The organism is Pseudoalteromonas sp. 31A1 (assembly GCF_011378815.1).
Lineage (GTDB): Bacteria > Pseudomonadota > Gammaproteobacteria > Enterobacterales > Alteromonadaceae > Pseudoalteromonas > Pseudoalteromonas arctica.
Map to the genome: position 1 here is coordinate 187,563 of NZ_WTKY01000005.1, position 23,693 is coordinate 211,255.

At 39.2% G+C, this 23,693-nt stretch carries 16 protein-coding genes and 1 CRISPR repeat array; of the genes, 4 read left to right on the forward strand and 12 right to left on the reverse strand.

All coding sequences use genetic code 11. The features are described 5' to 3' along the window. Nucleotides 1-232: 232 nt before the first annotated feature. Entirely contained in the window at nt 233-505 is a 273-nt protein-coding gene (locus tag GQR52_RS07480) for a hypothetical protein (protein WP_165728014.1), read from the reverse strand. Between the two features lie 299 nt (nt 506-804). On the opposite strand from GQR52_RS07480, the gene GQR52_RS07485 reads away from it, so the two are divergent. Further along, a complete protein-coding gene (locus GQR52_RS07485; RefSeq protein ID WP_165728015.1) occupies nt 805-2,496 on the forward strand; it encodes an alkaline phosphatase D family protein in 1,692 nt (563 codons plus the stop codon). Nucleotides 2,497-2,556: 60 nt separating this feature from the next. Here the strand turns inward: GQR52_RS07485 and GQR52_RS07490 are convergent, their stop codons facing one another. Both GQR52_RS07490 and GQR52_RS07495 read right to left on the reverse strand, forming a co-directional pair. Further along, nucleotides 2,557-4,041, reverse strand: a complete 1,485-nt coding sequence (locus GQR52_RS07490) for a cellulase family glycosylhydrolase (protein WP_165728016.1) — start codon at nt 4,039-4,041, stop codon at nt 2,557-2,559. A gap of 399 nt (nt 4,042-4,440) precedes the next feature. Next, nucleotides 4,441-4,791, reverse strand: a complete 351-nt coding sequence (locus tag GQR52_RS07495; protein WP_165728017.1) for a hypothetical protein — start codon at nt 4,789-4,791, stop codon at nt 4,441-4,443. 185 nt (nt 4,792-4,976) lie between these two features. On the opposite strand from GQR52_RS07495, the gene GQR52_RS07500 reads away from it, so the two are divergent. Then, nucleotides 4,977-5,606 carry a hemolysin III family protein gene (locus tag GQR52_RS07500; RefSeq protein WP_165728018.1) on the forward strand — a complete coding sequence of 210 codons (630 nt, stop codon included), beginning with the start codon at nt 4,977-4,979 and terminating at the stop codon, nt 5,604-5,606. 85 nt (nt 5,607-5,691) lie between these two features. After that, nucleotides 5,692-8,357: direct repeats of the CRISPR family, unit length 28 nt; unit sequence TTTCTAAGCTGCCTGTGCGGCAGTGAAC. Between the two features lie 128 nt (nt 8,358-8,485). Here the strand turns inward: GQR52_RS07500 and cas6f are convergent. The 9 genes from cas6f to GQR52_RS07545 form a co-directional block, all read right to left on the reverse strand. Further along, nucleotides 8,486-9,139 carry a type I-F CRISPR-associated endoribonuclease Cas6/Csy4 gene (cas6f, locus tag GQR52_RS07505; RefSeq protein WP_165728019.1) on the reverse strand — a complete coding sequence of 218 codons (654 nt, stop codon included), beginning with the start codon at nt 9,137-9,139 and terminating at the stop codon, nt 8,486-8,488. Between the two features lie 39 nt (nt 9,140-9,178). After that, nucleotides 9,179-10,213 (reverse strand): type I-F CRISPR-associated protein Csy3, encoded by a 1,035-nt coding sequence (gene csy3, locus GQR52_RS07510; protein WP_165728020.1) that lies wholly within the window; start codon nt 10,211-10,213, stop codon nt 9,179-9,181. A 26-nt stretch (nt 10,214-10,239) separates the two neighbouring features. Then, entirely contained in the window at nt 10,240-11,181 is a 942-nt protein-coding gene (csy2, locus tag GQR52_RS07515) for a type I-F CRISPR-associated protein Csy2 (RefSeq protein WP_165728021.1), read from the reverse strand. Continuing rightward, the gene (gene csy1, locus GQR52_RS07520; protein ID WP_165728022.1) at nt 11,178-12,434 is read right to left on the reverse strand and encodes a type I-F CRISPR-associated protein Csy1; all 1,257 of its coding nucleotides are present in this window, start codon (nt 12,432-12,434) and stop codon (nt 11,178-11,180) included. The genes csy2 and csy1 overlap by 4 nt, the downstream gene beginning before the upstream one ends. After that, nucleotides 12,434-15,823 (reverse strand): type I-F CRISPR-associated helicase Cas3f, encoded by a 3,390-nt coding sequence (gene cas3f, locus GQR52_RS07525; protein ID WP_165728023.1) that lies wholly within the window; start codon nt 15,821-15,823, stop codon nt 12,434-12,436. Before cas3f ends, csy1 begins: the two co-directional genes overlap by 1 nt. Then, on the reverse strand, nt 15,820-16,797 hold the full coding sequence (cas1f, locus tag GQR52_RS07530; RefSeq protein ID WP_165728024.1) for a type I-F CRISPR-associated endonuclease Cas1f: 978 nt from the start codon (nt 16,795-16,797) through the stop codon (nt 15,820-15,822). Before cas1f ends, cas3f begins: the two co-directional genes overlap by 4 nt. Before the next feature lie 132 nt (nt 16,798-16,929). After that, nucleotides 16,930-17,772, reverse strand: coding sequence for a WYL domain-containing protein (locus GQR52_RS20680; RefSeq protein WP_024592169.1), 843 nt, complete (start codon nt 17,770-17,772; stop codon nt 16,930-16,932). A 404-nt stretch (nt 17,773-18,176) separates the two neighbouring features. Beyond that, a complete protein-coding gene (locus GQR52_RS07540) occupies nt 18,177-18,482 on the reverse strand; it encodes an MGMT family protein (RefSeq protein WP_165728025.1) in 306 nt (101 codons plus the stop codon). Between the two features lie 2 nt (nt 18,483-18,484). Further along, on the reverse strand, nt 18,485-19,381 hold the full coding sequence (locus tag GQR52_RS07545; protein WP_165728026.1) for a LysR family transcriptional regulator: 897 nt from the start codon (nt 19,379-19,381) through the stop codon (nt 18,485-18,487). Between the two features lie 122 nt (nt 19,382-19,503). Here GQR52_RS07545 and GQR52_RS07550 point away from each other — a divergent pair, with 122 nt between their 5' ends. Together GQR52_RS07550 and GQR52_RS07555 are read left to right on the forward strand one after the other, a co-directional pair. After that, nucleotides 19,504-20,586, forward strand: coding sequence for an efflux RND transporter periplasmic adaptor subunit (locus GQR52_RS07550; RefSeq protein ID WP_165728027.1), 1,083 nt, complete (start codon nt 19,504-19,506; stop codon nt 20,584-20,586). A gap of 2 nt (nt 20,587-20,588) precedes the next feature. Continuing rightward, nucleotides 20,589-23,657 carry an efflux RND transporter permease subunit gene (locus GQR52_RS07555; RefSeq protein WP_165728028.1) on the forward strand — a complete coding sequence of 1,023 codons (3,069 nt, stop codon included), beginning with the start codon at nt 20,589-20,591 and terminating at the stop codon, nt 23,655-23,657. Nucleotides 23,658-23,693: the final 36 nt, after the last annotated feature.

The following is a 23,693-nucleotide window of genomic DNA, read 5'->3' on the forward strand; positions in this document are numbered from 1 at the left end:
GTCTACTTATTTCAAACACTCTGCCTTTACTTACGTGCGCTTTTGCTAAGTCGATCAGCTTTGTATGAATCGAATTAATTACCAGCTATATAATTGGTTAAAGATTAAACCAACCTCCCATAGCTTTAAACACTTGAACCGAGTAATAAGCACTAATCATGCTTACTACGGGTGCTAACATTAATGCAAATAATCCAAGTTCACTGCTCATCGTCTTAATCCTTTAAGTGGTTTATTTTACGTTTTTAACGCTAGCGTCAGTATTTTTAATCGTTGCGCTATCTGTTAAAACTGGCTCATCTAGTAAACTCTCTAAAACAGTTTTAGCATCAAAATAAAGCGTTTCCTTTAGTGATTTTTCAAGCTCGATTGTGGTTTGCTTTACGTAGCTTGCTACACTTTGAGTTAATATATCAGTTACATCTAGGTCCACTTCGACTGCATGTACTTGCGCAGAACCTAATACTAATAAACTTGCCATAGCGATTTTAATTGAATGTTTCATAATGGTATTCCTTGTTTGTGTATTGTTTAGACGTAGTTATATACTCAAGGGTTGTGCCAACATAAAAATAAAATATAAACCAATGTAATTAAAAGACTTTATGTACGGTTGTTTGATTCGAGTAATTCATGCCTCGTTAATTTAACCATTTAATTTAATTTTTTGACTATTTTTTAGTTAATAAATAAAAGAGCTTTAAGTGTATTAATACGGTCACAGTAAATACATTTATCGTTTATAAAAACGTCATATCTAATCGTTAAAGTGCGCACCACTATTAATAATTAAAAAAGTGCATTATGACTCTTTCATCTCGTCGAAATTTCTTAAAAACCTCAGCAGCAAGCATATTTACAGTTGCGGTATCGAGCGCCATTACAGGTTGTGCTCAAACATTAATGAGCAAGCCTCTATCAGCAATTGAATTTAAACACGGGGTAGCAAGTGGCGATCCGCTCAGTCATGCTTTAATAATATGGACACGCGCAACGACTTCTCAATTAACGTCAGAAGTAATTGTTGCTTGGGAGTTGGCAAGTGATTCTCAATTTAAAAACATCATTCGCAGCGGGCGCGAACAAACCGATAAAAGCCGCGACTTTACAATAAAAATAGATGTGCAAGACCTTACTCCAAATACAGAATACTTTTATCGCTTTATTGGGTTAAATACACAAAGCCCTATTGGCCGCGCTAAAACTCTGCCGGTTAGTAATATTGAACAAATAAAAATGGTTGTTGTGTCTTGCTCAAACTACCCTGCGGGGTATTTTAATGCCTACACAGATGCCGCTAAGCAAAAAGATTTAGATGTAGTACTGCATTTGGGAGATTACATTTACGAATACCCAATGGGCGGGTACGCCACACAAAATGCAGAAAACATTGGCCGCCAATTAGCAGCCGATAACAGCGGTGAAATTATTACACTTAGTGACTATCGTAAACGCTATGCTATTTACAGAACAGACAAAGGCCTACAAGCACTGCATGCCGCAGCGCCTTTTATTGCTATATGGGATGACCACGAAGTTGCTAATGACACATATAAAGAAGGAGCTGAAAATCATACCCCTGACGAAGGTGACTTTTTTAAACGCCGTGCAGCAGCCATTCAAGCCTATTACGAATGGCTGCCAATTAGGCCGCCTAGGGGCGAGCAAAGCCCGCAAATATACCGCACCTTCGATTTTGGTAATTTAATAAGCTTACACATGCTAGATACGCGCGTAATAGCACGCGATAAACAACTCGCTTACAGCGACTATAAAAACCTAGAGACCAAACAAATGGATGTTGCGCGCTTTGCGAGCGATTTAAATAATACAAATAGGCAGTTACTAGGTAACACACAACTAAACTGGCTCACGAGTGCAATAACTAAATCAAATGCAAAATGGCAAGTCTTGGGCCAGCAAGTATTGATGACTAAAATGTGGCTACCTACTGAAATATTCTCGCAGTCCGATCGCACTAAAATACCTCAGGTGTTAAAAGAGCTTGTTGCCATTAAAAAAGCCGTGTTAGCTAATAAAGCGGTAACACCCGCGCAACTCGCACGCGTAAATACTTTAATGCCTTATAATTTAGATGCTTGGGATGGTTACCCCAGCGAGCGCGAAGCATTATACAAAAGCGTTACTGCATTAAATAAAAAGTTAGTCGTGGTTGCAGGTGATACGCACAATGCGTGGCATGGCACATTAAAAAATGCAAAAGGCGAAAGCGTAGGAGTAGAGTTTGCAACACCTGGCGTTACATCCCCGGGTATGGAGCATTATTTAGCGCTTAATACTGCACAAGCAAAGCAAATGGCTGACTCGCTTTCATTGTTAATAAACGACTTAAATTATTGTGACCTATCGCACCGTGGGTATATGCTACTGACTATTACTAAAGAGCAAATCACAACCGATTGGCGCTATATAGATAACATAAACTCACCAAGCTACAATATTGTTGAACAACACCAAAGTGTTTATAAAGGCTAATACTTTTAAAAAGAAGGTAAATGTATTATTTACCTTCTTCGCATATTTTATTTAACGTGCTTAATTACAAGTATAAAGAAGCGTCCACGAAGCATCACTTCCTGGAAGACTGTTTGTATACCAATTTGCACTGTATGCATTACCTTCATATTGCATTTTATCGTCAGTGTTATTGTGAGTAAACGGACCACCTGAGTAATCTTTGTTCACCCAATTAGGGTATGCATTAATACCGTTACAATCTGTTGAACTTACAACACTGCATCCGTTTGTATCAACACTTGTACCAGCGGGTGTATCTGGGCACTGATCAATATCATCATTCACACCATCGTTATCCGCATCGCTTTGTGGCTCAACTACTTCAACAACACAACCTATATTATTAACAGTTTCACCTGCAGGTGTATTAGGGCATTGATCAACATTATCGCTTATACCATCGGCATCGCTGTCAGTTACTGCACAACCAATACTATCAACCGTTGTACCTGCGGAAGTATTATCGCACTGATCAAGGCTGTCACTTACGCCATCCCCGTCGCTATCTAAATCAACATTGCTACTACCACCACCCCAACCTTGAATGATCTCTTTAACTTTAGAGCCTGACGATGTTAGTGAATTCCAACTACCGCCTGGAGTAAATAACGAAGCACCTTCGTTTTTATCGTTTAAAGCCCAGTTAGCGTGGCTAATATTGTTTGTTTTAAAAAATGCCATCCATGCATCGGTTTCATTGATATTAACACCACCATTGCCATCAGCATTAACTGTTCCCCACTCTGTGGCGAATAGTGCAATGCCGTTATCGAGTGCTGTTTGTGCTTTATTTCGATACGATTGACCATGCGTGCCAGCATAAAAATGCAGAGTGTAAGCAATATTGGCGCGATCAATTGGGTTTTGTGATGCCACATCAACATCTTGCGACCACGTAGGCGTTCCAACCACAATTAAGTTATCAGGATCGATTGCTCTAATTTTATCAATAACTGTTTCTGCGTAAGGCTTAATATCGTTAACCCACGAGATTTGTAACGGCTCGTTATAAATTTCATAAATAACATTGTCGTACTGCCCATATTTGGTAGCTACGTCTTCAAAAAAGCGAACTGCAGTTGCTTGATCGGTATGTGCTTCATGGCTATGAAAATCAATAATAACGTACATATCTTCAACAATAGCTGCGTTTACAACAGTATCAAGACGGCTCATATTGCCCTCCCAATCAAAGTTCAAACTACCACCCGTACTTGTGCCATGCCCAATAGCTGCACGAATTAATGTTGCATTAAATTCAGTTTTTGCCTTTGCTACTGTTTCTGCTGTATAAAATTTTTCAGCGCCCCACCCCGTGTTACTCCAAAATAGGCTAGGTCCTGCAAAGCTTGTGCTTTCCCCACCTGCAAGAATTTGATTTCCACTCACCGTTAACTTTTCAACAGCGGCATTGGCCATTGCTGAGCATCCTAATAATAAAGCTAACGATAAGCTCGCCACTTTAAAATCCTTTCTTTTGTGATTATTTGAACTGTTATTCATCGTATTTCCTTAAATTGAAATTATCAGTCGTCATTGCTTGACGTAATAAATTGACACCAAACCAATACTTAATAGTCAAATAAAGTTAATTTGGCGAGCAGAAAGTACCATTTATTTATTAACATTAAATGAATAAAAAGGTACAAAGATAAGGATTTTAGTTAACTAAATATCAACAAGTGAGCGATTTAACGAGGTTTGAGGATTTTACTGGGTATATACAGGCATTTACACGATGTTTACATGATGCGGGCAAAAAATTTCGGTTACAAAAAATATGTATAAAAATGAAAAGGCGGTAATAATAATTATTACCGCCATCAATAATAGCTAAATATCAGGGATAAATATGCGGAAGAAAATTAATAAGCCAACCAAACCGAGTTCTAATTAAGTGGCTTATTTTTTAGTGGGCAGCGCTTTTCTGCCCAAACGGTATGCATCCATCATGCTCAGCACCCAAATTATAATCATTAAAGGTAAATATTTATATTCAGCGAGTTGAGCGCAAGCGTCAGATGGTTGTTGCGCAGCTTTTAAAATGGCCGTAACCGACATGGGGATTTTTCCGTTTACAATTTCATTTGCAGTACACTGTGCAATCGCAAATATATCTTGTAGGGTTAAAATTAAAAGAACAGAAAATACGCCCGCAAAAATAGCGCCTATAAAGTGTTTTTTTAAAGAAAAATGCCCCGCTCCAGGATAAACAATGGCGGTAAGTAAAGCAGCTTTTAGATCTTGTTTCATGGTTATTTCAGCTCGTAATATGTATTACACTAGACACCAACATAGTGAATTAATTCTCTTTAAAATCAAGTAAAAGATAAAGTAGCGTATCAAATAAAGTTATTTAGAATTACTCACAGCTAAGATTGAAACCTTCAGCGTACAGTTGTACACTGAAATTAATTCCAATAGTGGTAGGAACAGTTATGTCGTTAGAAACGCCTTATTCCCGTAAAGAAGAGAAATTAAACGTAATCAGCCATGCACTCGGTATTATATTTGCCGCGTTTGTTATGTGGGATTTATTTAGCCAAGCCACCAGCACTAAAGCGTATATTAGTACTGCAATTTATGGCAGCAGTCTATTTGTACTGTTTTTGTCATCCACTTTGTACCATGCCAGTATTCAACCGCGCTTAAGAGCCTTTTATAAAAAGTGCGATCACTGCGCCATATACTTATTAATTGCCGGCACCTACACTCCCTTTTTATTAATCTCATTAACCGGTGCTTGGTCATGGGCAACACTTACATTTATATGGACTGTGGCACTGGCGGGCGTTGCGTACAAAGTATTTGTAAAAAACGGTAATAAAAAAATATCACTCGCCACCTACTTACTCATGGGTTGGTTTGCACTGGCTATTGTATATCCGCTTTATTCAAGTGTTGATGTAAAAGCACTTTACTGGCTACTTGCCGGCGGTATTTTTTATAGTTTAGGCACTTTTTTTTACAGTGCTAAAAGCACCCAGTTTAGCCATGCAATTTGGCATTTGTTTGTAATTGCCGGGTGTGCTTGCCATTATATTTCGATTAGTAACTATGTTTATTGAGTAAGTTAGAGAGCAAGTTAATTGACCTCTACAGCTGCATATGCAGCTGTAGAGCTTGTTGTTGAGGACCCTAAGTGAACTCAATTTTCTAAGCTGCCTGTGCGGCAGTGAACTAAATGATATTTCTACGGTGCGTGCCGTGAATTTTCTAAGCTGCCTGTGCGGCAGTGAACGTGAAGGTCGCGTGTCTGCGTCATGCTAGACATTTCTAAGCTGCCTGTGCGGCAGTGAACTTTTTAGCGGTTGGTGTTTTTGCTATTTGACCTTTCTAAGCTGCCTGTGCGGCAGTGAACGCTTTTCAGAGTTTAGGAAAAAGCCTGCGTTTTTTCTAAGCTGCCTGTGCGGCAGTGAACTTATTAAAAAATTACCGAATGAGGCATGAATATTTCTAAGCTGCCTGTGCGGCAGTGAATGAAAGCCACGATACCGATTACAGCGGTTGAATTTTCTAAGCTGCCTGTGCGGCAGTGAACTGCCCTGCTCAAGCTAATTGTCGCGCTCGAATTTTCTAAGCTGCCTGTGCGGCAGTGAACAACTAATTGACACATAATTTCGTTTTCCTCTTTTTCTAAGCTGCCTGTGCGGCAGTGAACACCAAGTACATGCTAGATTTGTTGTTGTTCTATTTCTAAGCTGCCTGTGCGGCAGTGAACATGCATTGGCTATGTCGGGTAACTTGGCGGCGTTTCTAAGCTGCCTGTGCGGCAGTGAACAATCACCTTGAGATAATGCAAAGTTACCTTTATTTCTAAGCTGCCTGTGCGGCAGTGAACGGTTGAATACAGCATCGCTGATATGATTGAATTTTCTAAGCTGCCTGTGCGGCAGTGAACCGAACTGTACTTGTGCTAAAAAGTTACCGATTTTTCTAAGCTGCCTGTGCGGCAGTGAACTTACGGTACGTTCTTGGAATCCGTCACTAGATTTTCTAAGCTGCCTGTGCGGCAGTGAACTCGCTTGGCGGCGGGTGGCGGCTGCTATATTTTCTAAGCTGCCTGTGCGGCAGTGAACGATATTAGCAACGCATTCATAATATCGGGCGATTTCTAAGCTGCCTGTGCGGCAGTGAACCTTAATTAAACTTATAATTGCATCGTTATCAATTTCTAAGCTGCCTGTGCGGCAGTGAACTTGCCCATCTGCTCTGCTGCTGCCGATGCCTTTTTCTAAGCTGCCTGTGCGGCAGTGAACCTACCTTAACATCAGAACCTACACAGTGGTAATTTCTAAGCTGCCTGTGCGGCAGTGAACCATTTCATACATAGCCTTTGATTGCATGTAGCTTTCTAAGCTGCCTGTGCGGCAGTGAACTGAGGAATCAACGCTTTCGTAGTCGTTAGGTCTTTCTAAGCTGCCTGTGCGGCAGTGAACGCCACAGTATTTTACCTGGAGCAATTCAGATTTTTCTAAGCTGCCTGTGCGGCAGTGAACCCATGTCAGTCCAACCAGCAGACCATGTTTTATTTCTAAGCTGCCTGTGCGGCAGTGAACCTTAAAAACGGTGGTAAAGCTTATGCTGCAATTTTCTAAGCTGCCTGTGCGGCAGTGAACACTATGAAAGGTCAATACAAGGTTATGGGCGCTTTCTAAGCTGCCTGTGCGGCAGTGAACCAATCAATGAGCCATAGTATCGGAAACTTGATTTTCTAAGCTGCCTGTGCGGCAGTGAACTTGTCATCATGTTAAGCAGGGCCACTTGTAGCTTTCTAAGCTGCCTGTGCGGCAGTGAACGAAAGCCACGATACCGATTACAGCGGTTGAATTTTCTAAGCTGCCTGTGCGGCAGTGAACCTGCGCCACCTTTGTTTTAAAATGTGATTAGCTTTCTAAGCTGCCTGTGCGGCAGTGAACGTAAGCCCGCATGGTTACAAGCGGCGGTTATTTTTCTAAGCTGCCTGTGCGGCAGTGAACTTACGGTACGTTCTTGGAATCCGTCACTAGATTTTCTAAGCTGCCTGTGCGGCAGTGAACTCGCTTGGCGGCGGGTGGCGGCTGCTGTAACATTTCTAAGCTGCCTGTGCGGCAGTGAACGTAAACACTATTTAAATTATTGATGTTGAATATTTCTAAGCTGCCTGTGCGGCAGTGAACCTTCAAAGCGCGCATTCTTTAGCTGTGCTACTTTTCTAAGCTGCCTGTGCGGCAGTGAACTTTAACTTGGCTTTATTTGCCATATCTTCAACTTTCTAAGCTGCCTGTGCGGCAGTGAACATCTTTATCATTACCGCAGGCGAGCCCTAATTTTTCTAAGCTGCCTGTGCGGCAGTGAACGGTACGCCCTTCCTCGCCCCACGCCCCGCCGTTTTCTAAGCTGCCTGTGCGGCAGTGAACGATTCGGAATATCCTGCGGTAATTTCTGCAATTTTCTAAGCTGCCTGTGCGGCAGTGAACTCACGGTTATTAATGATGACTTGTGTGTGAATTTTCTAAGCTGCCTGTGCGGCAGTGAACATTTCGCTCATTATTGAATCATCATAAGGGCTTTTCTAAGCTGCCTGTGCGGCAGTGAACGGCAATACAGATAGATTAATTATGTGTGAGCATTTCTAAGCTGCCTGTGCGGCAGTGAACTAAGCGTGGGTGATGTTGGTATTGATGTTGATTTTCTAAGCTGCCTGTGCGGCAGTGAACCGAAGGGCAGGGCGAATGCTATTTAACGGGGTTTTCTAAGCTGCCTGTGCGGCAGTGAACGAGTATTTCACGGGTTTATACAATAAAATAATTTTCTAAGCTGCCTGTGCGGCAGTGAACAATAGAATATCACGCAAAAAACAAGTTACAACAGTGGATTAAGGTAAAATATGAATTTTTACCTTATTTTTATCGCTTGTTGTAACTTGTTGTTTTAGTTTCTTATTTTTAAAGAGCAAAAATAAAGGTTAAAACTGGGGAATACTTGCCAGTTTTTCTTTATGGCTATGATTTACACTCAAACCATAACAATTAAACTTTCCAAATTGTTGCTCGGCAACGTCTACCTTTTTGATAAACAGTGGAAATTTTCTACTGCTAGCTAAATCACGTTGTTTCGTTTCTTGGCTTTCTAACCAAATAAAAGGTGCGTTGCTATTCGCTTTAGGTTTACTTTTTTCAAGCTCGGCTAAGCAAATATCAAGCGGTTGTCCAGATTTTTCAGACCAACGCTGCGCTTTGCTAAGCATATCTTTTTCTATACGCGCTTCACCTTTGACTTGCACCCTAACAAAACTCGCGTGTGCCACCTTGTCTGGTACGGGTTTTATTGATTTTATATGCACGTAATCTTCAAAGCGATTAAGCCACTTAGCTATGTTTAATTCAGTTAGTTGCGACTCTGCATTTGCCAGTAACCTTAATTGGTTTCCAAGCGGAAAAGCTTGCTCGCTATTTTTTTCAGTGCCATAGCGAGGAAAACTCACTGCAATTGCCGATTCGCTCTTACCTACTTTGTTATCAACCAATGCAATATGGATTTGTTGATAGACCTTTTGCCAAATAAAACCTAGAGTAATATCGGCTTCTGGCAATAGAGTTATATCGAGATAATATTTCATTTGATTCCCTCCTTTATTGAATAAAGTATTAAATAAAGGCTACTTATCACTTTCGCCAAATACACCACCACGTACTAATATAGCCATTACATAATGTTCATCTTCGATTCTGTCTAACTCAGTACCACGTGCCCATTTATCAAAAAAGGTATAAAAATCTTGTTTATCTTTTGGTGTTCTATACGCTTTACCTAAATTGGTCACTGCTCCATAAGGTTCTATTGCTATTGGACCTGCTGTTTTTTCTTCATCGTCATACTCTGGATACCACGTATCAATACTACGTAGCGCATTACCTAACTTTTGAGAATGCATCGCTGCGATGCCTTTTACTGAATACAATATTTTACTTTTTTTACCTTTACCTTTATCAAGCACTAACTCTTCACTTGGGTACACTTCTTGTGCCTTACCTACCTGCACAAAGCAATTAACTTCCAACATTAAGAAATCATCTTCACTTGATAGTGCAGCTGCGATACGTTCGCCCAATTCAGTAACTTGTTTGTCATCATGATTAAAATGACGCGTACTAAATTGCGTTGCGTCAAATACCCATGATTGCTTACTGTTTTTATTTAATGCGTTTACTTGTACTTCTATATTTTCGGCACCAACACGATTACGCCATAAAAAGCGTGCATTCGCTAAGTTAAGTGCATAGCGTTTTCCTAATTCTTTAAAGCCTTCTTTTTCAACATAAGTTGATACCGCTTTACTGTAGCTTTCTTTAAATAATGCGTTGTTACAGGCTGAAGGGGTTTGTACGCCACCTAACACTTTTAATGTAAAGTGCAGTTTTAAAGTATCTTGCTCTGGTGCAAGTGCACAGCTATCAACAGTTTGTAAGTTAGCTTTTTCTACCTCTGCATTTAATTTAACGGGATCACTTTTAATCGCCGCCTTTAATCTGTTTGAAATAGTCCCTCGTACTGACTTTTCAATTAACTCCAATGACGTTTGATTAACTTTATTGTTACGATCATCCCATTGCGTGCCATACATGTAACCATCTGACGGTACTAATTTCTTTTCAAATGCTAGTACTGATGCCGTGTCATTTTTTGTAGCCATGATAATTTCCTTCTTAATAAATTAAGTTATTCGTAATAAGCGTTTTCAATTTCATCTTCGGTTTGAATAGTTTTTTGTGTTTGAGCACAAAGGTATAAATTATTTGTTCTGTCTGTTTGATAACGCCACAATATTTCATCGATTGATTTAATACTGTGTGGCATTTTAAATTCACCTAACGTCACAACACTTTCAGCAAAACGATGTGGGGTATTAGGATCACGCTGATTTTTAGCTTTACCTAAGTCAGTTAAACCATGAAAACCTGTCGCTATAGGTACTATCCACCCTTTGCTTTTTCGCTTGCTTGTCCAAGTTATTTTATCTGTATCTTCAACAAGTGATTTTTCACATTGATGGTGAATGGCAAGATAGTTAATAAGTGCATCCATCGCATCTTGGCCTGTTTTCATAGCCTCAACCATTAAATCTCGGCGTTCAATGATGGCGTAACCCGGCATAAGCTTTCGTGTTAATACTGCAAGGTCTGCTGCATTTCCATTTTCGACTTTAAAAAATTGAGGCTCTTTAAACGTTAAAATATCGCCACCAGCCATTTTCATTCTGCTATTAAGTAGATGAGTGATATTTTCTTTTAGATTTTGTTCGTCATTTTTTTCAATGCCACTATATTCAATCACTAATGACACATCTAAATGACAACGTGCTTCTTCTATAAACGCACTTCTTGAACCTGTTTTATCTAACGGGTTACCTGTGCCAATAATTGAATGAACAAAGTCATCAATTCCTTTATGTGTTTGTAAATCACATTGATGACTAACTACCCCAACGCTCTCAAAATTAATACTGCTATGACCTTTAGAATTCAATCTTCGTTGTAATGCGTGCACCGCACCAAGCCATGCTGTCATTGCGGGAAAGCCAATAGTAAAAGGGCTTGAAAGGGCATTAGCGTTATGTACTTCTATATGCGGTAATAAAAGTAGTCGTTTTATATTGCTCATTTTAAAAACTCCCTATTACGGTCAACAATGTCGACAAATAATAAACGCTCTGCTTCACCTAATTTAATCGCTTGTTTATCTAATACTTTTTCATAACTACGCGTTAACCATGCAGATATTTCAGTGATAAGTGTATCTAGCCATTGTTCTGATTTTTCTCTTTCATCTGCAAAGTCATCATGTAGCCAAGTTCGTTGTATATTTGATAGTGAAGACGTTTGTGCGTGGTATTGCGTTTGTGAAACCGCACGAACCGCCCACATTTTCTCAATCAGTAAATCTATGATTTGTTGAAGGTTACGATCTCTCGCATCACGAAGTTTTATATTGTTATGGTCAGTCTGAAATAGTTTATGCAGTGCTTTGAAATTATCGGCGTATTCATACTTTTTAAATGACTCTGTAAAAAAATCACTTTTAGGAAAGTGAACATTTCGCTTTTCAATACTCGGCGGTAATGACGATAAAAGGTGCGCTTTACCGCCATTTTGATTATTTAACACGCTGATATTTTGTGGCTTTGTTCCACCATAACCTATGGTGGTTAAGCCATATATTTCACTATAACCCTGCTCGCTAAATTCATTTTTTCGCTTTTTATCACGCAATTCTTTTACTTCATCTGAAAAACGTAATTTATCAAGTCGTGAACGTAATTGATAAACCATCCCTGAATTGGTTAACAGCGATAGTTGGTGATAATCATCATCAACAGGAAAGTAAACCTGCTTAATTTTAGAGCTAGTTATACTTTCAGTTGACCCTTCTACCATGGCTAAAAATCCAACTTTCAAATCTTGATAACTAGTAGACTTAATAGTTAGTAATACTTTTGCTAAATCTGTTTCTTGTTGAATATGAGTTAGTAAATTATTGCCATCTTGCATAGTCAAGGTTAAAAATTTATATACATCTAAAGCCGCAGCATTACCTAACGCATCGGTATCTACTTCCACATTCCCGGTTTTTAAATAACCATCTGCAACTCTATCAATTTCAGCTAAAACAGATGAAACATAGCCATTTTTATTTTTACGTGCGCTAGGGTGGCTAAAAGTACAAGGGTGAGTAGACAGAGATATTTGCCCTGCCCTTTTCGCAGCATTAGGTAACCATTCATTTAATGAGAACAGCTGGTCACACAATAGCTCTTGTTCTTTTATTTCGTTCTCTTCCATTGATGCTTTTACATTCTTTTTTAACCAGGCTTCTTTGCGTTCAACGAAGTAATTTTGTATTGCAGGATCTAACATTACTGACCTCCTATTTTATTCACTTTAACCAGCCCAAACTGGTCGTTATATTCGTATTGTGCATTTTCACGCTCTACCATGTTTATTTCACCATACCGAAGTGACACTCGTTTAAGGCTTATTAGCCACGGCTCACTAATGTAATTCGCTAATAATTCTTGGTAATTACGATCAAGCCATAAATTTTGTTGTTCTTTTTCTGTTAATTCTATTCTGGTAATATTAAGTATATTTTCGCGATTAACGACTTCGTTATTCATATCGACTAATGCTTTGCCAGCATCATCTTTTTGGGTGAAATAACAACTGTCTTTCTTTTCGTTATAAAACAAAAATAAATTAATACTGGCTTCACTTTTTCTAAAAGGAGTTAATACTTGTGGTAAAGCAGTTAAGTACCATGTTTCAGTTAAATACCCTTGTAGAGTGTTTGCGCCACATGCAGAAAAGTTTGTTAATTGTGCCGCAGTTACTTTGTGCTCAATAAATGCTAATAACTGTTTATCAGTTTGGATAGGTACTTTTATCCTAGGTATGGCATTTAGACTCTCGCTAATCGACGATTCATTTACTAATTTATTAATATCATGATTATGTAATGTTTTATCCCAACCATCTTCGTAACCTGGTTTAATAAAATACTTTTCACCTTGCTTATCATTGTTTTTAAAGGCTTTAAGGTTATATTGCATGATGCCAATATTAGGTAGTTCAACAGCATCGGTTCGATGGCGTCTCACTCGCCCCGCCAATTGCACTACAGATCGGTAAGAAGATGGTTCGATAACGGCCCAATCAAAATCATGGTCGCGCCCTACTTCTTCCACGGGTGTGGCAACTAAAATAAAGATGATATTTTTTACGGTGCTATTACTTTCACTACATGAGTCTAAATGTTGTCGAATTATTGAATTCGAAAATGCTTGTTGTGGCTCGCTGGCTTTTTCTTTTCTTTTTAATACGGCATCAAGGTGTTTTTCTTGTTCATGACGCAAAAGTAGTACTTGCTGGCTGTGATAAGCCATTACTTTTACTTGTGTATTTTGTGGGTAATCAGCTTGTAATAAATATTTAGTTAATTCAACACAAGGGGTTATATTCGCTACACGTACAACACCAAATGATACTTTTAGACCTGTTTTAGCATCAATACTATTATGTTGCTCATGCTTAATTAAAATAGCTTTTTTTACTGTTGAAAAATAATGAGTTTGTTTACTTTCCTCAGTTCGATTTTCTGGTGTTGATGAATCTGCAGATAATAACGGGCAAGCAACTATATTAGCTTTACGCTTGGCGACTTGTTTATGTAAATTAACCACTCGTTTATCAATAAACTGACTATGGTTGGTTTGATATTGCTCAAGGGCGCTGCCACTTTGTTGAACTTTCACGCTATGTACATGTGTAGTGAATTCATCTACCCACGCACACCCTATTTCAGCTTTGGCTTCATCTCGGCTATCAGTGAAAATTTGCCAACCTTTTTTGTAAGCATTGAAATAACCTAACGCTAAATCAGGTGGAATAGTTGCTGATGAAATCATCACTTTTCTACCTAACATGCCTGCTAAATGAATAAGTCTGCCAATAGCTATTAAATCATCACCGGTAAAGTCGTCTATTTCATCTATCACTAAGTCTGACGACATTAATCGTAAACTCGGTAGAATATATCGCCCACCTCGTTTAGTTTCTGTTGCTGCCATCATGTGATCGATAGTACACGCGAGTACAGGAGCATATAGAAATTGTTTATCTTTAGTGCAGGTTAATACTGTGCTTAATCCTTCTTCGGGGATTTCACAATCATAATCAATAAACTCATCTAGTAAGGCTTCTCTTGATTCAGAACCTAACACTTCATCTGATATTTCATCTTGTTTTATTTCGCGCTGGTTATGTAATTCAGCAACAGCTCTTGAGCCAATTAGTACCGCTAAATCAGATTTAGTTAGCCCTATTCTATCGCGGTATTCATCGCCAGTTTGTAAGGTTAATGTGCGTAAACCAAGAGCTAAAATATAACGTAAGCTTTTACCGTCAACCGACAAAGCGCGCATGACTTTAGCGTTAGCAAAAGTTTTACCACAGCCTGTACTTGCCATGTTTACTGCGAAAAATCCCGACGCTTTTTTATCTTGCTTTTTTTTCCAGTCATTAATTTTTGTAACGGCTTTGTCTTGCCATTTAAAGACATCAGGACTTGCCTTTCTTAGTACTTGAATATCGTTTGAAACAGGAGGCTCTTGTTCAAATGCTGGTAATAAATGAGCTGTGTTTAATGCGTTTTTTGCGACACCTATTAAATGTTCATCAAGCTTTTGTTTTAGCTCACTTGTATCTCTATCTGTATTAGCAAATAACCCTGTACTATCTTGCCAATTTTTAGCCGCACCTTGTGATGAATAAAAATGATCACCTAACATTAAGCATAAACGCGTATGGTGTAACACCAAACGATAACTACCATCTTGCATTGCTGATTCAAGTAAAGGTAGATTGTTTTTTAGGCTTATTGCCCATCGATTTATTTGCCTGCGCCACTCTTTAGATTCTGATAACAGACCATTGGGGAACTCAAAACATTGTTTAACGCGTCTATTATATTCAGCTTCGTCTTGCTTGTTTTCATAACCCCACTCTTGAGTTATACGTTCTAGTAATACATCAATGTTTTCAGACTGTACACCTAGCCACTCATTTCTAGTTTCTTTTATACTATGAGAGTAGTTAGGTAATCGGTGATGTGAAACAATTAACCATGCGAGTAATTTAGCTCCATCAGGTAATTCATTAAGCGGCTTTAAATTTTCTTTTTTAATTGTTTCTTTTAATTGGTTCTCTTTAACACCCACTGTAATAAGTTCATTTAACCAAACCTCATCAGCATTATTATTCACTAACGCATTGAGCAATAGAACAGAAATCCATTCGTGCCGTAACGGATCACCTTTAAATTTATTTTTGCTATTAGGTTTTAATTTTTCTTGGAATAATTGTGATGCTTTTCCCCAATCATGTAATAAGGCAGAAATCCCCACTAGTGATTTAATTAAGGGCAAATACTTCCAGTCACTTTCTATTTCGCTGTTTAATAAGTTTTTCTTTGTGTTATTAACTGCCACGATACCTTCACTATTAAATTTACTTTTATTTCCTATCACCCATATAAATTGACTACGGCTGCGTGAACGTATCCAATGGCAGCTCAGTGCAGTACTTTTGCTTGCGGTTTGCCTGAGCATTTTTTTTACTGTTAATAAACCTTCTTCGGTGATCAGGGTTTGCCAGGTGTTGTCGCCTATTCTGTTAGCAAAGGCGTCGAGTACGCGACGTGTTTTTTTCAGCGCGTTTTTTTCGCACTGCGATACAAACGTAACCATCATAAATTATGTTTCTCTATGTGGTTTTGTGAGTAATTTTGCAGTGCAATTGCTTTAATCGTATCAAACATGTAGTCGAGTGCTTTATGATCTGTAAAGGCTTGTAATACTTGCTGGCGAAACTCTTGCTCTGTGGCATTTTCTTTGGCGCATATAAATGCCCAAGGTAGAACAATGGCATCTTTTATTAAATCTGCTACATCAAACACTAAGGCGCCGCGTCTGGTTTTTCCATGCATTACAGCAAAACCATGAGGAATGCCTAACACCCATAAACAGCTTGCCGCTAATCCGTAGGCAAGGTAGTTACCATGATTTAAAAAGTCGTTGGCTTTGTCGGTGCTTTGGTGCTCGCGTTTAAATGCTGCGGTGCTGGTATTATTAGCGGCGTATTTATAAAGTACTTTGGTTAATTGCGCTTCAGTAAGGAGTAACTCTGATTGTTTAGTTGCTGCACTAGTGCGTGCTTCAAACGTACTTAATGCTTTTTGCATTTGTTCACTATTAAAGTCAAACCCTTCGTTTTTTAAATCGCGATCTTTGTTCCATACTTTTTGTAAGTAACTAATACGGGCTTGCTGCATTGTTTTTGCGGCTAATAAACGTTTTTCGTCTTCAAACCAAAACTGTAGCCATCCATGTAAATATTCGGTTGGTCTATACTCGCTTTGTGGTGTAAACCATTCGACCTCGCACGCCATATATAAAGGAGTACCTCCTCCACCAGAAAAACCAACGAGCACACCCGCTTGTGATAACATTCGCATTGCGGCTTGCGTTATTGATGTACCATTTCCTAGTAATAGTACGGTGGTATTAGCAATAGGCACGTTAAAGTATTGGTTTTCGTTTTTAGCTTCGGTAAGGTACAAAACACGCCCATCTTTTTGCATAACACGGCAGTATTCTAGGTAATACATATTGGCACGTTTTGAGTGTAAAATTGTTTTTAAGTCACTTGGGCTAAAATCATCCATTACTTTCATCCTTTATTGTTATTCCCTTTAAATTACTGGCTGTTTAGCTTTTGGGCAACACTGTACGTTTATCACCTGTCGTAATTTTATGCATATTTTTAGTTTATTATTATTTGCGTTGCTCGTTAAATACTATGGCATATAAGGCTGTAAGTTAGCTAAGCAATTGGGGCTGAGTATAATTTGTTGCGCTTCGGGGTTTACTTGGTAACTGTCTACACGTAGTTGTTTTAATACATAAAGTAGTAAAGCGGCGCGTATTTTTATATTGCGTGTGTAATGGCCATTTGATTGCTGATTCATTTGGTGATCGAGCGCTATTATTCTTGCCTTATTAGCGGTTAATCGAGGGTCGGGCTCTATGCTAACAATAAGTTGGGTTTGCCATAATGTGTCGTGTTGTTGGTCGTACTCTGCGGGCCCTTCTATTTCACACTCACCATTAAAACGAGTAAGAACAAAGTCTCTAAAATCTCGATTTTTTTCACAATACGCACGTACATGCCAGCGAGTGCCATCAAAAACTAAATTATGCGGACTAATAATACGTGATTCGAACTCAGGACTTGATACAGAAGCATAACCTACATCTATTCGTTGTTTATGTTTAAGTGCGTGTAATATACCACTTACCTTTTGAGGGTTTACTGGCATTAGGGGGGATTGCATTGCAGTAAAGTGATTATAATATTCGCTTTGAATACCTTGCTGGGTAATACTTAAATAAGTACCAAGATCGTGTGTACCATACTCTGGTATAAAGTATTTTGTAGCTTGATATCCTTTTTTTGAGTTGTTGTAAACCAAAAAATCAGAATGCTGTTTTAAGTAATCTTGTATGTATTTAGATGCACTTGAACGGCTTATGTTGAAGTGTTGCTGTATGTGTTTAGTAGTTAAGCGATTTTCCCAAAATACAATAAGTTCTATAAAATGAAAACGCTTAATCAGATCGTAATTTAAGTGTACTATCACGCTGTTCCTTAGCTATTTTTTTCCTTTTTACAAAGTATCAAATTAGGTAAAAATAACAATAAAAATTTACCCTCATTGTTATGGAGACACGAATTATAATCTACTAACTGTGTGAGTGATTATTTTTATAACTTTAAATTACATAAATGCTAAACATGCCCTTTGAGTTGTCTCTGGCTAATTTACTCTTTGTCACCCATAGATATAAGTAAAGGCCGTTAGCTGGAGAGAATGGGGTCAAATCCTGACTTCACACATTAAGAATCTTCAATGTCTCCTTATGGCACTCTCCAGCCACTCGACAACGTGAAATGTTGATAATAATTGGCAAGGTATTTTGCTGTGCCGGATGGCGCTTCGCTTATCCGACCTACACTGGCACTTACCTGCCGATAATAATCATGTCACTCCCACCGGCACTCGCGCATATTCACTTTGTCGTTTTTAAACAATACACCTTCTGATAATAACTTTTCGCGTTGTTCTTGGTATTTTTCACTACCCGCTGGAAACGATATTTTACCTTGGCTATTCACTACGCGATGCCAAGGTATAACCGAGTCGTTTGGCATCACTTTTAATAAGCGCCCGACCAACCGTGAGTTTTGCGGGTAGCCCGCAAGTCCTGCAACTTGCCCGTAGCTTGCCACAGAGCCTGCTGGTATTGAGCCAATGACAGTAAAAATAAGTGTTTCTTTATCAATATCCATTGTTAACTGGTCCTGGAGTATTCCTTACTTAATTGTTTAAATTGCTCCCAAATAGTACGCGCTACAGGGCCGTGATGCATTGCATGCTGCCTAAAGGCTCTAATTTGCGCGCTAAATTTATGCTCTCGGTCAGTTATGTGTATTTCTTGAAGTAAACCTGCTTTTATTTCAGAGTCGCAGTGCTCTAGGCTCATCATTGCCCAACCTGCGCCTGAGAGTAAAAACGATTTTAAAGTCGATACATCATCAATTTTCATCATGGCGGAGCCTTTTGAGTACGATAGCCTGTCGCTGTCGATACTCAAGTCACTTTCAAACATGGCTAAACACGGATACGTTTGCAGTTCGCTATAGGTGAGTTTTTGAGGGAGTACGCCTTTAGCGCTCACAATGCCAATATCGAGCCTACCTATGGGGACGCTTTCTAAATCGCCTGTTGCATGAAATAAATCAAACCACGGGCCAATGCCTAATTCGGCTTGTCCGCTGTTTACTTGCTCTAATGAAATAAAGCGTTTTCCGCTTGTTAAGCTAAATTCTGTGCTTGTAAACAACCTAAAAGTATTACTTATGATCTCGTTGTAACTTTGCATATGGCAAAGTTGTTCGTAACAAATTCTAAATTGGGGCTCATTACCGAGTGCCAATTCTTTAGCAAGTTGTGCCAGCTCGTCGTTGGCATGCAAGAGTTGCTTCGCTTCGCGATGAAAAATACGCCCTTTTTCAGTAAGCTGTAATCGGTACTTACTTCTGTCTAGTAACTCAAACCCTATTTTTTCTTCTAGATTTTTAATAGCGAGTGTAAGCGCTGGCTGTGTTTTATGTAGCTTTAGTGCTGCCCCGCTTAAGCTCGCGCTTTGCACTATGGCATCTAAAATTATTAATTGATTCAGCTTCATATAGCACTCTGCAACATTATAAGTAAAACTTATTGAGTTTCTAAAATTTAATGATTTTTATTTTATATGTTTGCAGCGTATGCTGCACTTAATTATTTTGCCATCATTGCAACGGAGAAGACATGAAACTCTTTCGTCTATGTTTATTAACAACGACTTTACTTAGCTTAATAGCCTGTTCTGAGCCAGAACAACAAGTTAAAGAAGAGCCCATTCGCCCAGTTAAATTATTCAACATAGGTCATGATTCTCAAACTAACATTCGTAGTTTTCCTGCTGAAGTTGTTGCAAACCAAGGCTCGTACCTTGCTTTTAGAGTAAATGGCGAACTTATTAAGTTTCCGGTTCTTGCTGGTGAACACGTTGAAAAAGGTGATTTATTAGCAAAGCTAGACCCAGAAGATTTTCAGCTACAGTTTGACGAGCGTAAAGCACGCTTTGAACTGGCAAAATCACAACTTGGTCGTATTGAGCAATTGTTTGAGAAAAAAATCACCAGCCAATCAGAATTAGATCAAGCCACTGCTAATATGCAAATTGCTGAATCTGCATTTAGAATTGCACAAACGAACCTTGAGTACAGTGAACTACGCGCACCATTTTCAGGCACAGTGGCTAAGGTGTTTGTTAAAAACTTTGAAAATATTCAAGCAAAGCAAAATATATTACGCTTAGAAACACGCGATTTAATGGACGTAGAAATTCAGGTTCCTGAAAAAATAGTCGCTCGCTTTAAAAAAGGCACCGATTACCACCCTACTGTAAAGTTTGATGGCTTTGACGACAAAGAATACATACTTGATATTAAAGAGTGGGATACCCAAGCAGATCCTGCAACACTTACTTATAAAGTTGTATTTTCGCTACCAGTACCTGAGGACTTTAATTTACTAGCCGGTATGACGGGTAGCGTGCTTATTGATTTAAGTAAAGTAACGCGCTCGCAAGTTGCTTATACAATCTTACCTATCGAGTCGGTGTTTTCTGAGCCGCAAGAATCAATTGAAGATAACGCCTACGTATGGCTTTTTGATTCAAAAACTAGCCAAGTGCATAAACAAGCTGTAAAGGTTGGCCAGTTGCACCGCGATGGCATTGAAGTATTAAGCGGTATTGAAGAAGGCCAAATTGTGGTTTCTGCCGGTGTGCATTCACTAAAAGAAGGCATGAAAGTAAGAGCATGGAATAAAGAGCGAGGCTTATAATTATGAGCTTTGCACAACTCTCCATAGAGAAAAAAGTAATCAGTTGGATGTTTACGCTGCTGCTATTAATTGGCGGTAGTGTGTCGTACTTTGATTTAGGGCAACTAGAAGACCCTGAGTTTACGCTTAAAAAAGCCATGGTTATTACCATGTACCCTGGCGCTTCGCCGCAGCAAGTTGAAGAAGAAGTCACTTTTCCGATTGAAAACGCGATTCAGCAATTGCCTTATGTCGATTACGTTACGTCTATTTCATCTAACGGTAAATCACAAATTTCTGTAGAAATGAAAAGCAATTATCGTAAAGAACAGCTTCGCCAAATTTGGGATGAAATGCGTCGTAAAATTAACGACCTTTCTCCGTCATTACCCAGTGGTGTTTACCCAAGCACTATTTTGGACGACTTTGCCGATGTTTACGGTGTTATGTATTCGGTAACCGGCGATGGTTATTCGTATGATGAGCTTAAAGATTACATCGATTTTTTAAAGCGCGAACTGGTATTGGTTAAAGGCGTTAGTAAAGTAACCGTTGCGGGCCAACAACAAGCGCAAGTAATGGTTGAAGTTTCTACGCGTAAACTCGCTCAATTAGGTATTGCGCCAAGCCATATATTCCAGTTATTGCAATCGCAAAATACGGTATCTAACGCGGGTAAAATTCGCGTGGGCGATGAATCAATTCGCTTGCATCCTACTGGTGAATTTAAAGATGTAAAAGAGCTCGAAACCTTATTAATTTCAAAATCAGGTGCCAATGAGCTTATTTATTTAGGCGATGTAGCAAAGGTTTACAGAGAGTACGCAGAAGTACCAAATAACATTATTCGTTATAACTCTCAGCAAGCTTTACTTATTGGCGTGTCGTTTATGTCGGGTGTTAACGTGGTTGATGTGGGTAAAAACATAGACGAGCATTTAGCATCACTTGAATATCAACGCCCTCATGGTATTCACATAAATTCGGTATACAACCAACCACAAGAGGTTCAAAAATCGGTTGATGGTTTTATTATCAGCTTACTTGAAGCCATTGCGATTGTTATTGTTGTACTGCTGTTATTTATGGGTTTAAAAAGCGGCATTTTAATTGGTGGTATTTTACTGCTTACTGTACTGGGTACGTTTATATTTATGAAGTTGTTTGCTATCGACTTGCAACGTATATCGCTTGGGGCACTTATTATTGCTCTTGGTATGCTGGTCGATAACGCAATAGTCGTCACCGAAGGCATACTGATAAACCTCAAACGTGGCCAAACAAAACTCAAAGCGGCTGTTAATATTGTTGAGCAAACAAAATGGCCTTTACTAGGTGCAACAGTTATTGCAGTAACTGCATTTGCGCCAATTGGTTTAAGCTCTGATGCCAGTGGTGAATTTGCCGGTAGCTTGTTTTGGGTGTTGTTTATTTCGCTTTTATTAAGCTGGATAACAGCCATTACGCTAACGCCATTTTTTGCCAATTTAATGTTTAAAGAAAACGAATTTAAAAACGAAGAAGGCCAAGAAGATGAAGACCCATACAAAGGCTTTATTTTTAATGGTTACAAAGCGATTTTAGATTTAGCGCTGCACTTTAGAAAAACCACGCTTATATTAATGGTTGTTTTACTGTGTACTGCGGTTATTGGTTTTGGCTCTGTAAAACAGTCGTTTTTTCCTGCCTCTAATACACCTATGTTTTATGTAGATTACTGGCAAGAGCAAGGCTCTGATATTCGATCAACCCTTGAGGGCGTTAAAAAACTTGAAGAGTTTTTACAAAAAGAAGACCTTGTTGAAGAAGTAACAAGTACAACAGGCCAAGGTGCACCGCGCTTTATGCTTACCTACGCGCCAGAAAAATCATATCCCGCGTACGGGCAATTAATTATTCGTGTTGCCGACAGAGAAGCCGTAGCAACTGTAATGCAAACAGTGCGTGATTACTCAAGCAATCATGCACTCTCTGCACAGCTTAAAATTAAACCGATGGAAATTGGCCCCTCTACTGATGCAAAAATAGAAGCACGTTTTTCGGGCCCTGATCCTGTTATTTTAAGACAACTCGCTGCTACAGCCGAAGAATTGATTGGTAGCGACGATGGCGCCTATAATATTCGTGATGACTGGCGCGCACGTACTAAAATGATTCGCCCGCAATTTAACGAGCAAAAAGCACGTCGATTAGGCATTAGTAAATCAGACTTAGACAATGTATTACTAACGAGCTTATCGGGTAAACAAGTGGGCGTATATCGCGATGGCACGCAATTGCTACCCATTATTGCTCGCTCTCCTGCTAACGAGCGCTTAAACGTAGAAAGCGTACACGACCTTCAAATATACAGCCCAGTTCTTGGTGTATTTGTACCAGTGACTCAAGTTGTAGACGAATTTGATGTGCAGTGGGAAGACAGCCTAATAATGCGCCGCGATCGCAAACGTACTATTACAGTAATGGCCGATAATAATGTATTAGGGGATGAAACACCTGCAAAACTATTTGCCCGTATTCGCGGTCCGATAGAGAACATGGAACTACCGCGTGGTTACCAACTAGAATGGGGCGGCGAGTTTGAGTCATCAAGCAAGGCGCAAAAAGCAATATTTGGCTCATTACCGCTGGGTTATTTAGCTATGTTTGCAGTAACCGTACTACTTTTTAACTCGCTCAAACAGCCACTTGTTATTTGGGCAACTGTGCCGTTGGCTATTATTGGTGTAAGCGCGGGTTTGTTAGCTATGAATGCGCCGTTTAGCTTTATGGGGCTACTTGGTTTGTTAAGCTTAAGCGGTATGCTAATTAAAAACGGTATTGTATTAGTTGATCAAATAAATCTTGAATTAAGGGAAGGTAAATCGCCCTATGAAGCCGTGTTTGACTCTGGTGTGAGCCGTGTGCGACCAGTTGCAATGGCAGCTATAACGACTATTTTGGGTATGATCCCGCTGTTATTTGACGTGTTTTTTCAGTCAATGGCGGTAACGATTATGTTTGGTTTAGGCTTTGCTACCATACTAACCCTCATTGTAGTGCCAGTACTTTACACGGTTATATTTAGAATTGATTACGAGCCACGTAAGTAGTTAAACATATAATTGGTTAACATTAAAAAATGCTAC

Excerpts from the sequence above, each read along its gene's own strand:
- GQR52_RS07555 (WP_165728028.1), top strand. The coding sequence starts at position 20,589 with ATGAGCTTTGCACAACTCTCCATAGAGAAAAAAGTAATCAGTTGGATG.
- GQR52_RS07550 (WP_165728027.1), top strand. The coding sequence starts at position 19,504 with ATGAAACTCTTTCGTCTATGTTTATTAACAACGACTTTACTTAGCTTA.
- GQR52_RS07540 (WP_165728025.1), bottom strand. The coding sequence starts at position 18,482 with ATGGATATTGATAAAGAAACACTTATTTTTACTGTCATTGGCTCAATA.
- GQR52_RS07500 (WP_165728018.1), top strand. The coding sequence starts at position 4,977 with ATGTCGTTAGAAACGCCTTATTCCCGTAAAGAAGAGAAATTAAACGTA.
- GQR52_RS07490 (WP_165728016.1), bottom strand. The coding sequence starts at position 4,041 with ATGAATAACAGTTCAAATAATCACAAAAGAAAGGATTTTAAAGTGGCG.
- GQR52_RS07480 (WP_165728014.1), bottom strand. The coding sequence starts at position 505 with ATGAAACATTCAATTAAAATCGCTATGGCAAGTTTATTAGTATTAGGT.
- cas3f (WP_165728023.1), bottom strand. The coding sequence starts at position 15,823 with ATGATGGTTACGTTTGTATCGCAGTGCGAAAAAAACGCGCTGAAAAAA.
- csy2 (WP_165728021.1), bottom strand. The coding sequence starts at position 11,181 with ATGAGCAATATAAAACGACTACTTTTATTACCGCATATAGAAGTACAT.
- csy3 (WP_165728020.1), bottom strand. The coding sequence starts at position 10,213 with ATGGCTACAAAAAATGACACGGCATCAGTACTAGCATTTGAAAAGAAA.
- GQR52_RS07485 (WP_165728015.1), top strand. The coding sequence starts at position 805 with ATGACTCTTTCATCTCGTCGAAATTTCTTAAAAACCTCAGCAGCAAGC.
- GQR52_RS07545 (WP_165728026.1), bottom strand. The coding sequence starts at position 19,381 with ATGAAGCTGAATCAATTAATAATTTTAGATGCCATAGTGCAAAGCGCG.
- csy1 (WP_165728022.1), bottom strand. The coding sequence starts at position 12,434 with ATGTTAGATCCTGCAATACAAAATTACTTCGTTGAACGCAAAGAAGCC.
- cas6f (WP_165728019.1), bottom strand. The coding sequence starts at position 9,139 with ATGAAATATTATCTCGATATAACTCTATTGCCAGAAGCCGATATTACT.
- GQR52_RS07495 (WP_165728017.1), bottom strand. The coding sequence starts at position 4,791 with ATGAAACAAGATCTAAAAGCTGCTTTACTTACCGCCATTGTTTATCCT.
- cas1f (WP_165728024.1), bottom strand. The coding sequence starts at position 16,797 with ATGGATGATTTTAGCCCAAGTGACTTAAAAACAATTTTACACTCAAAA.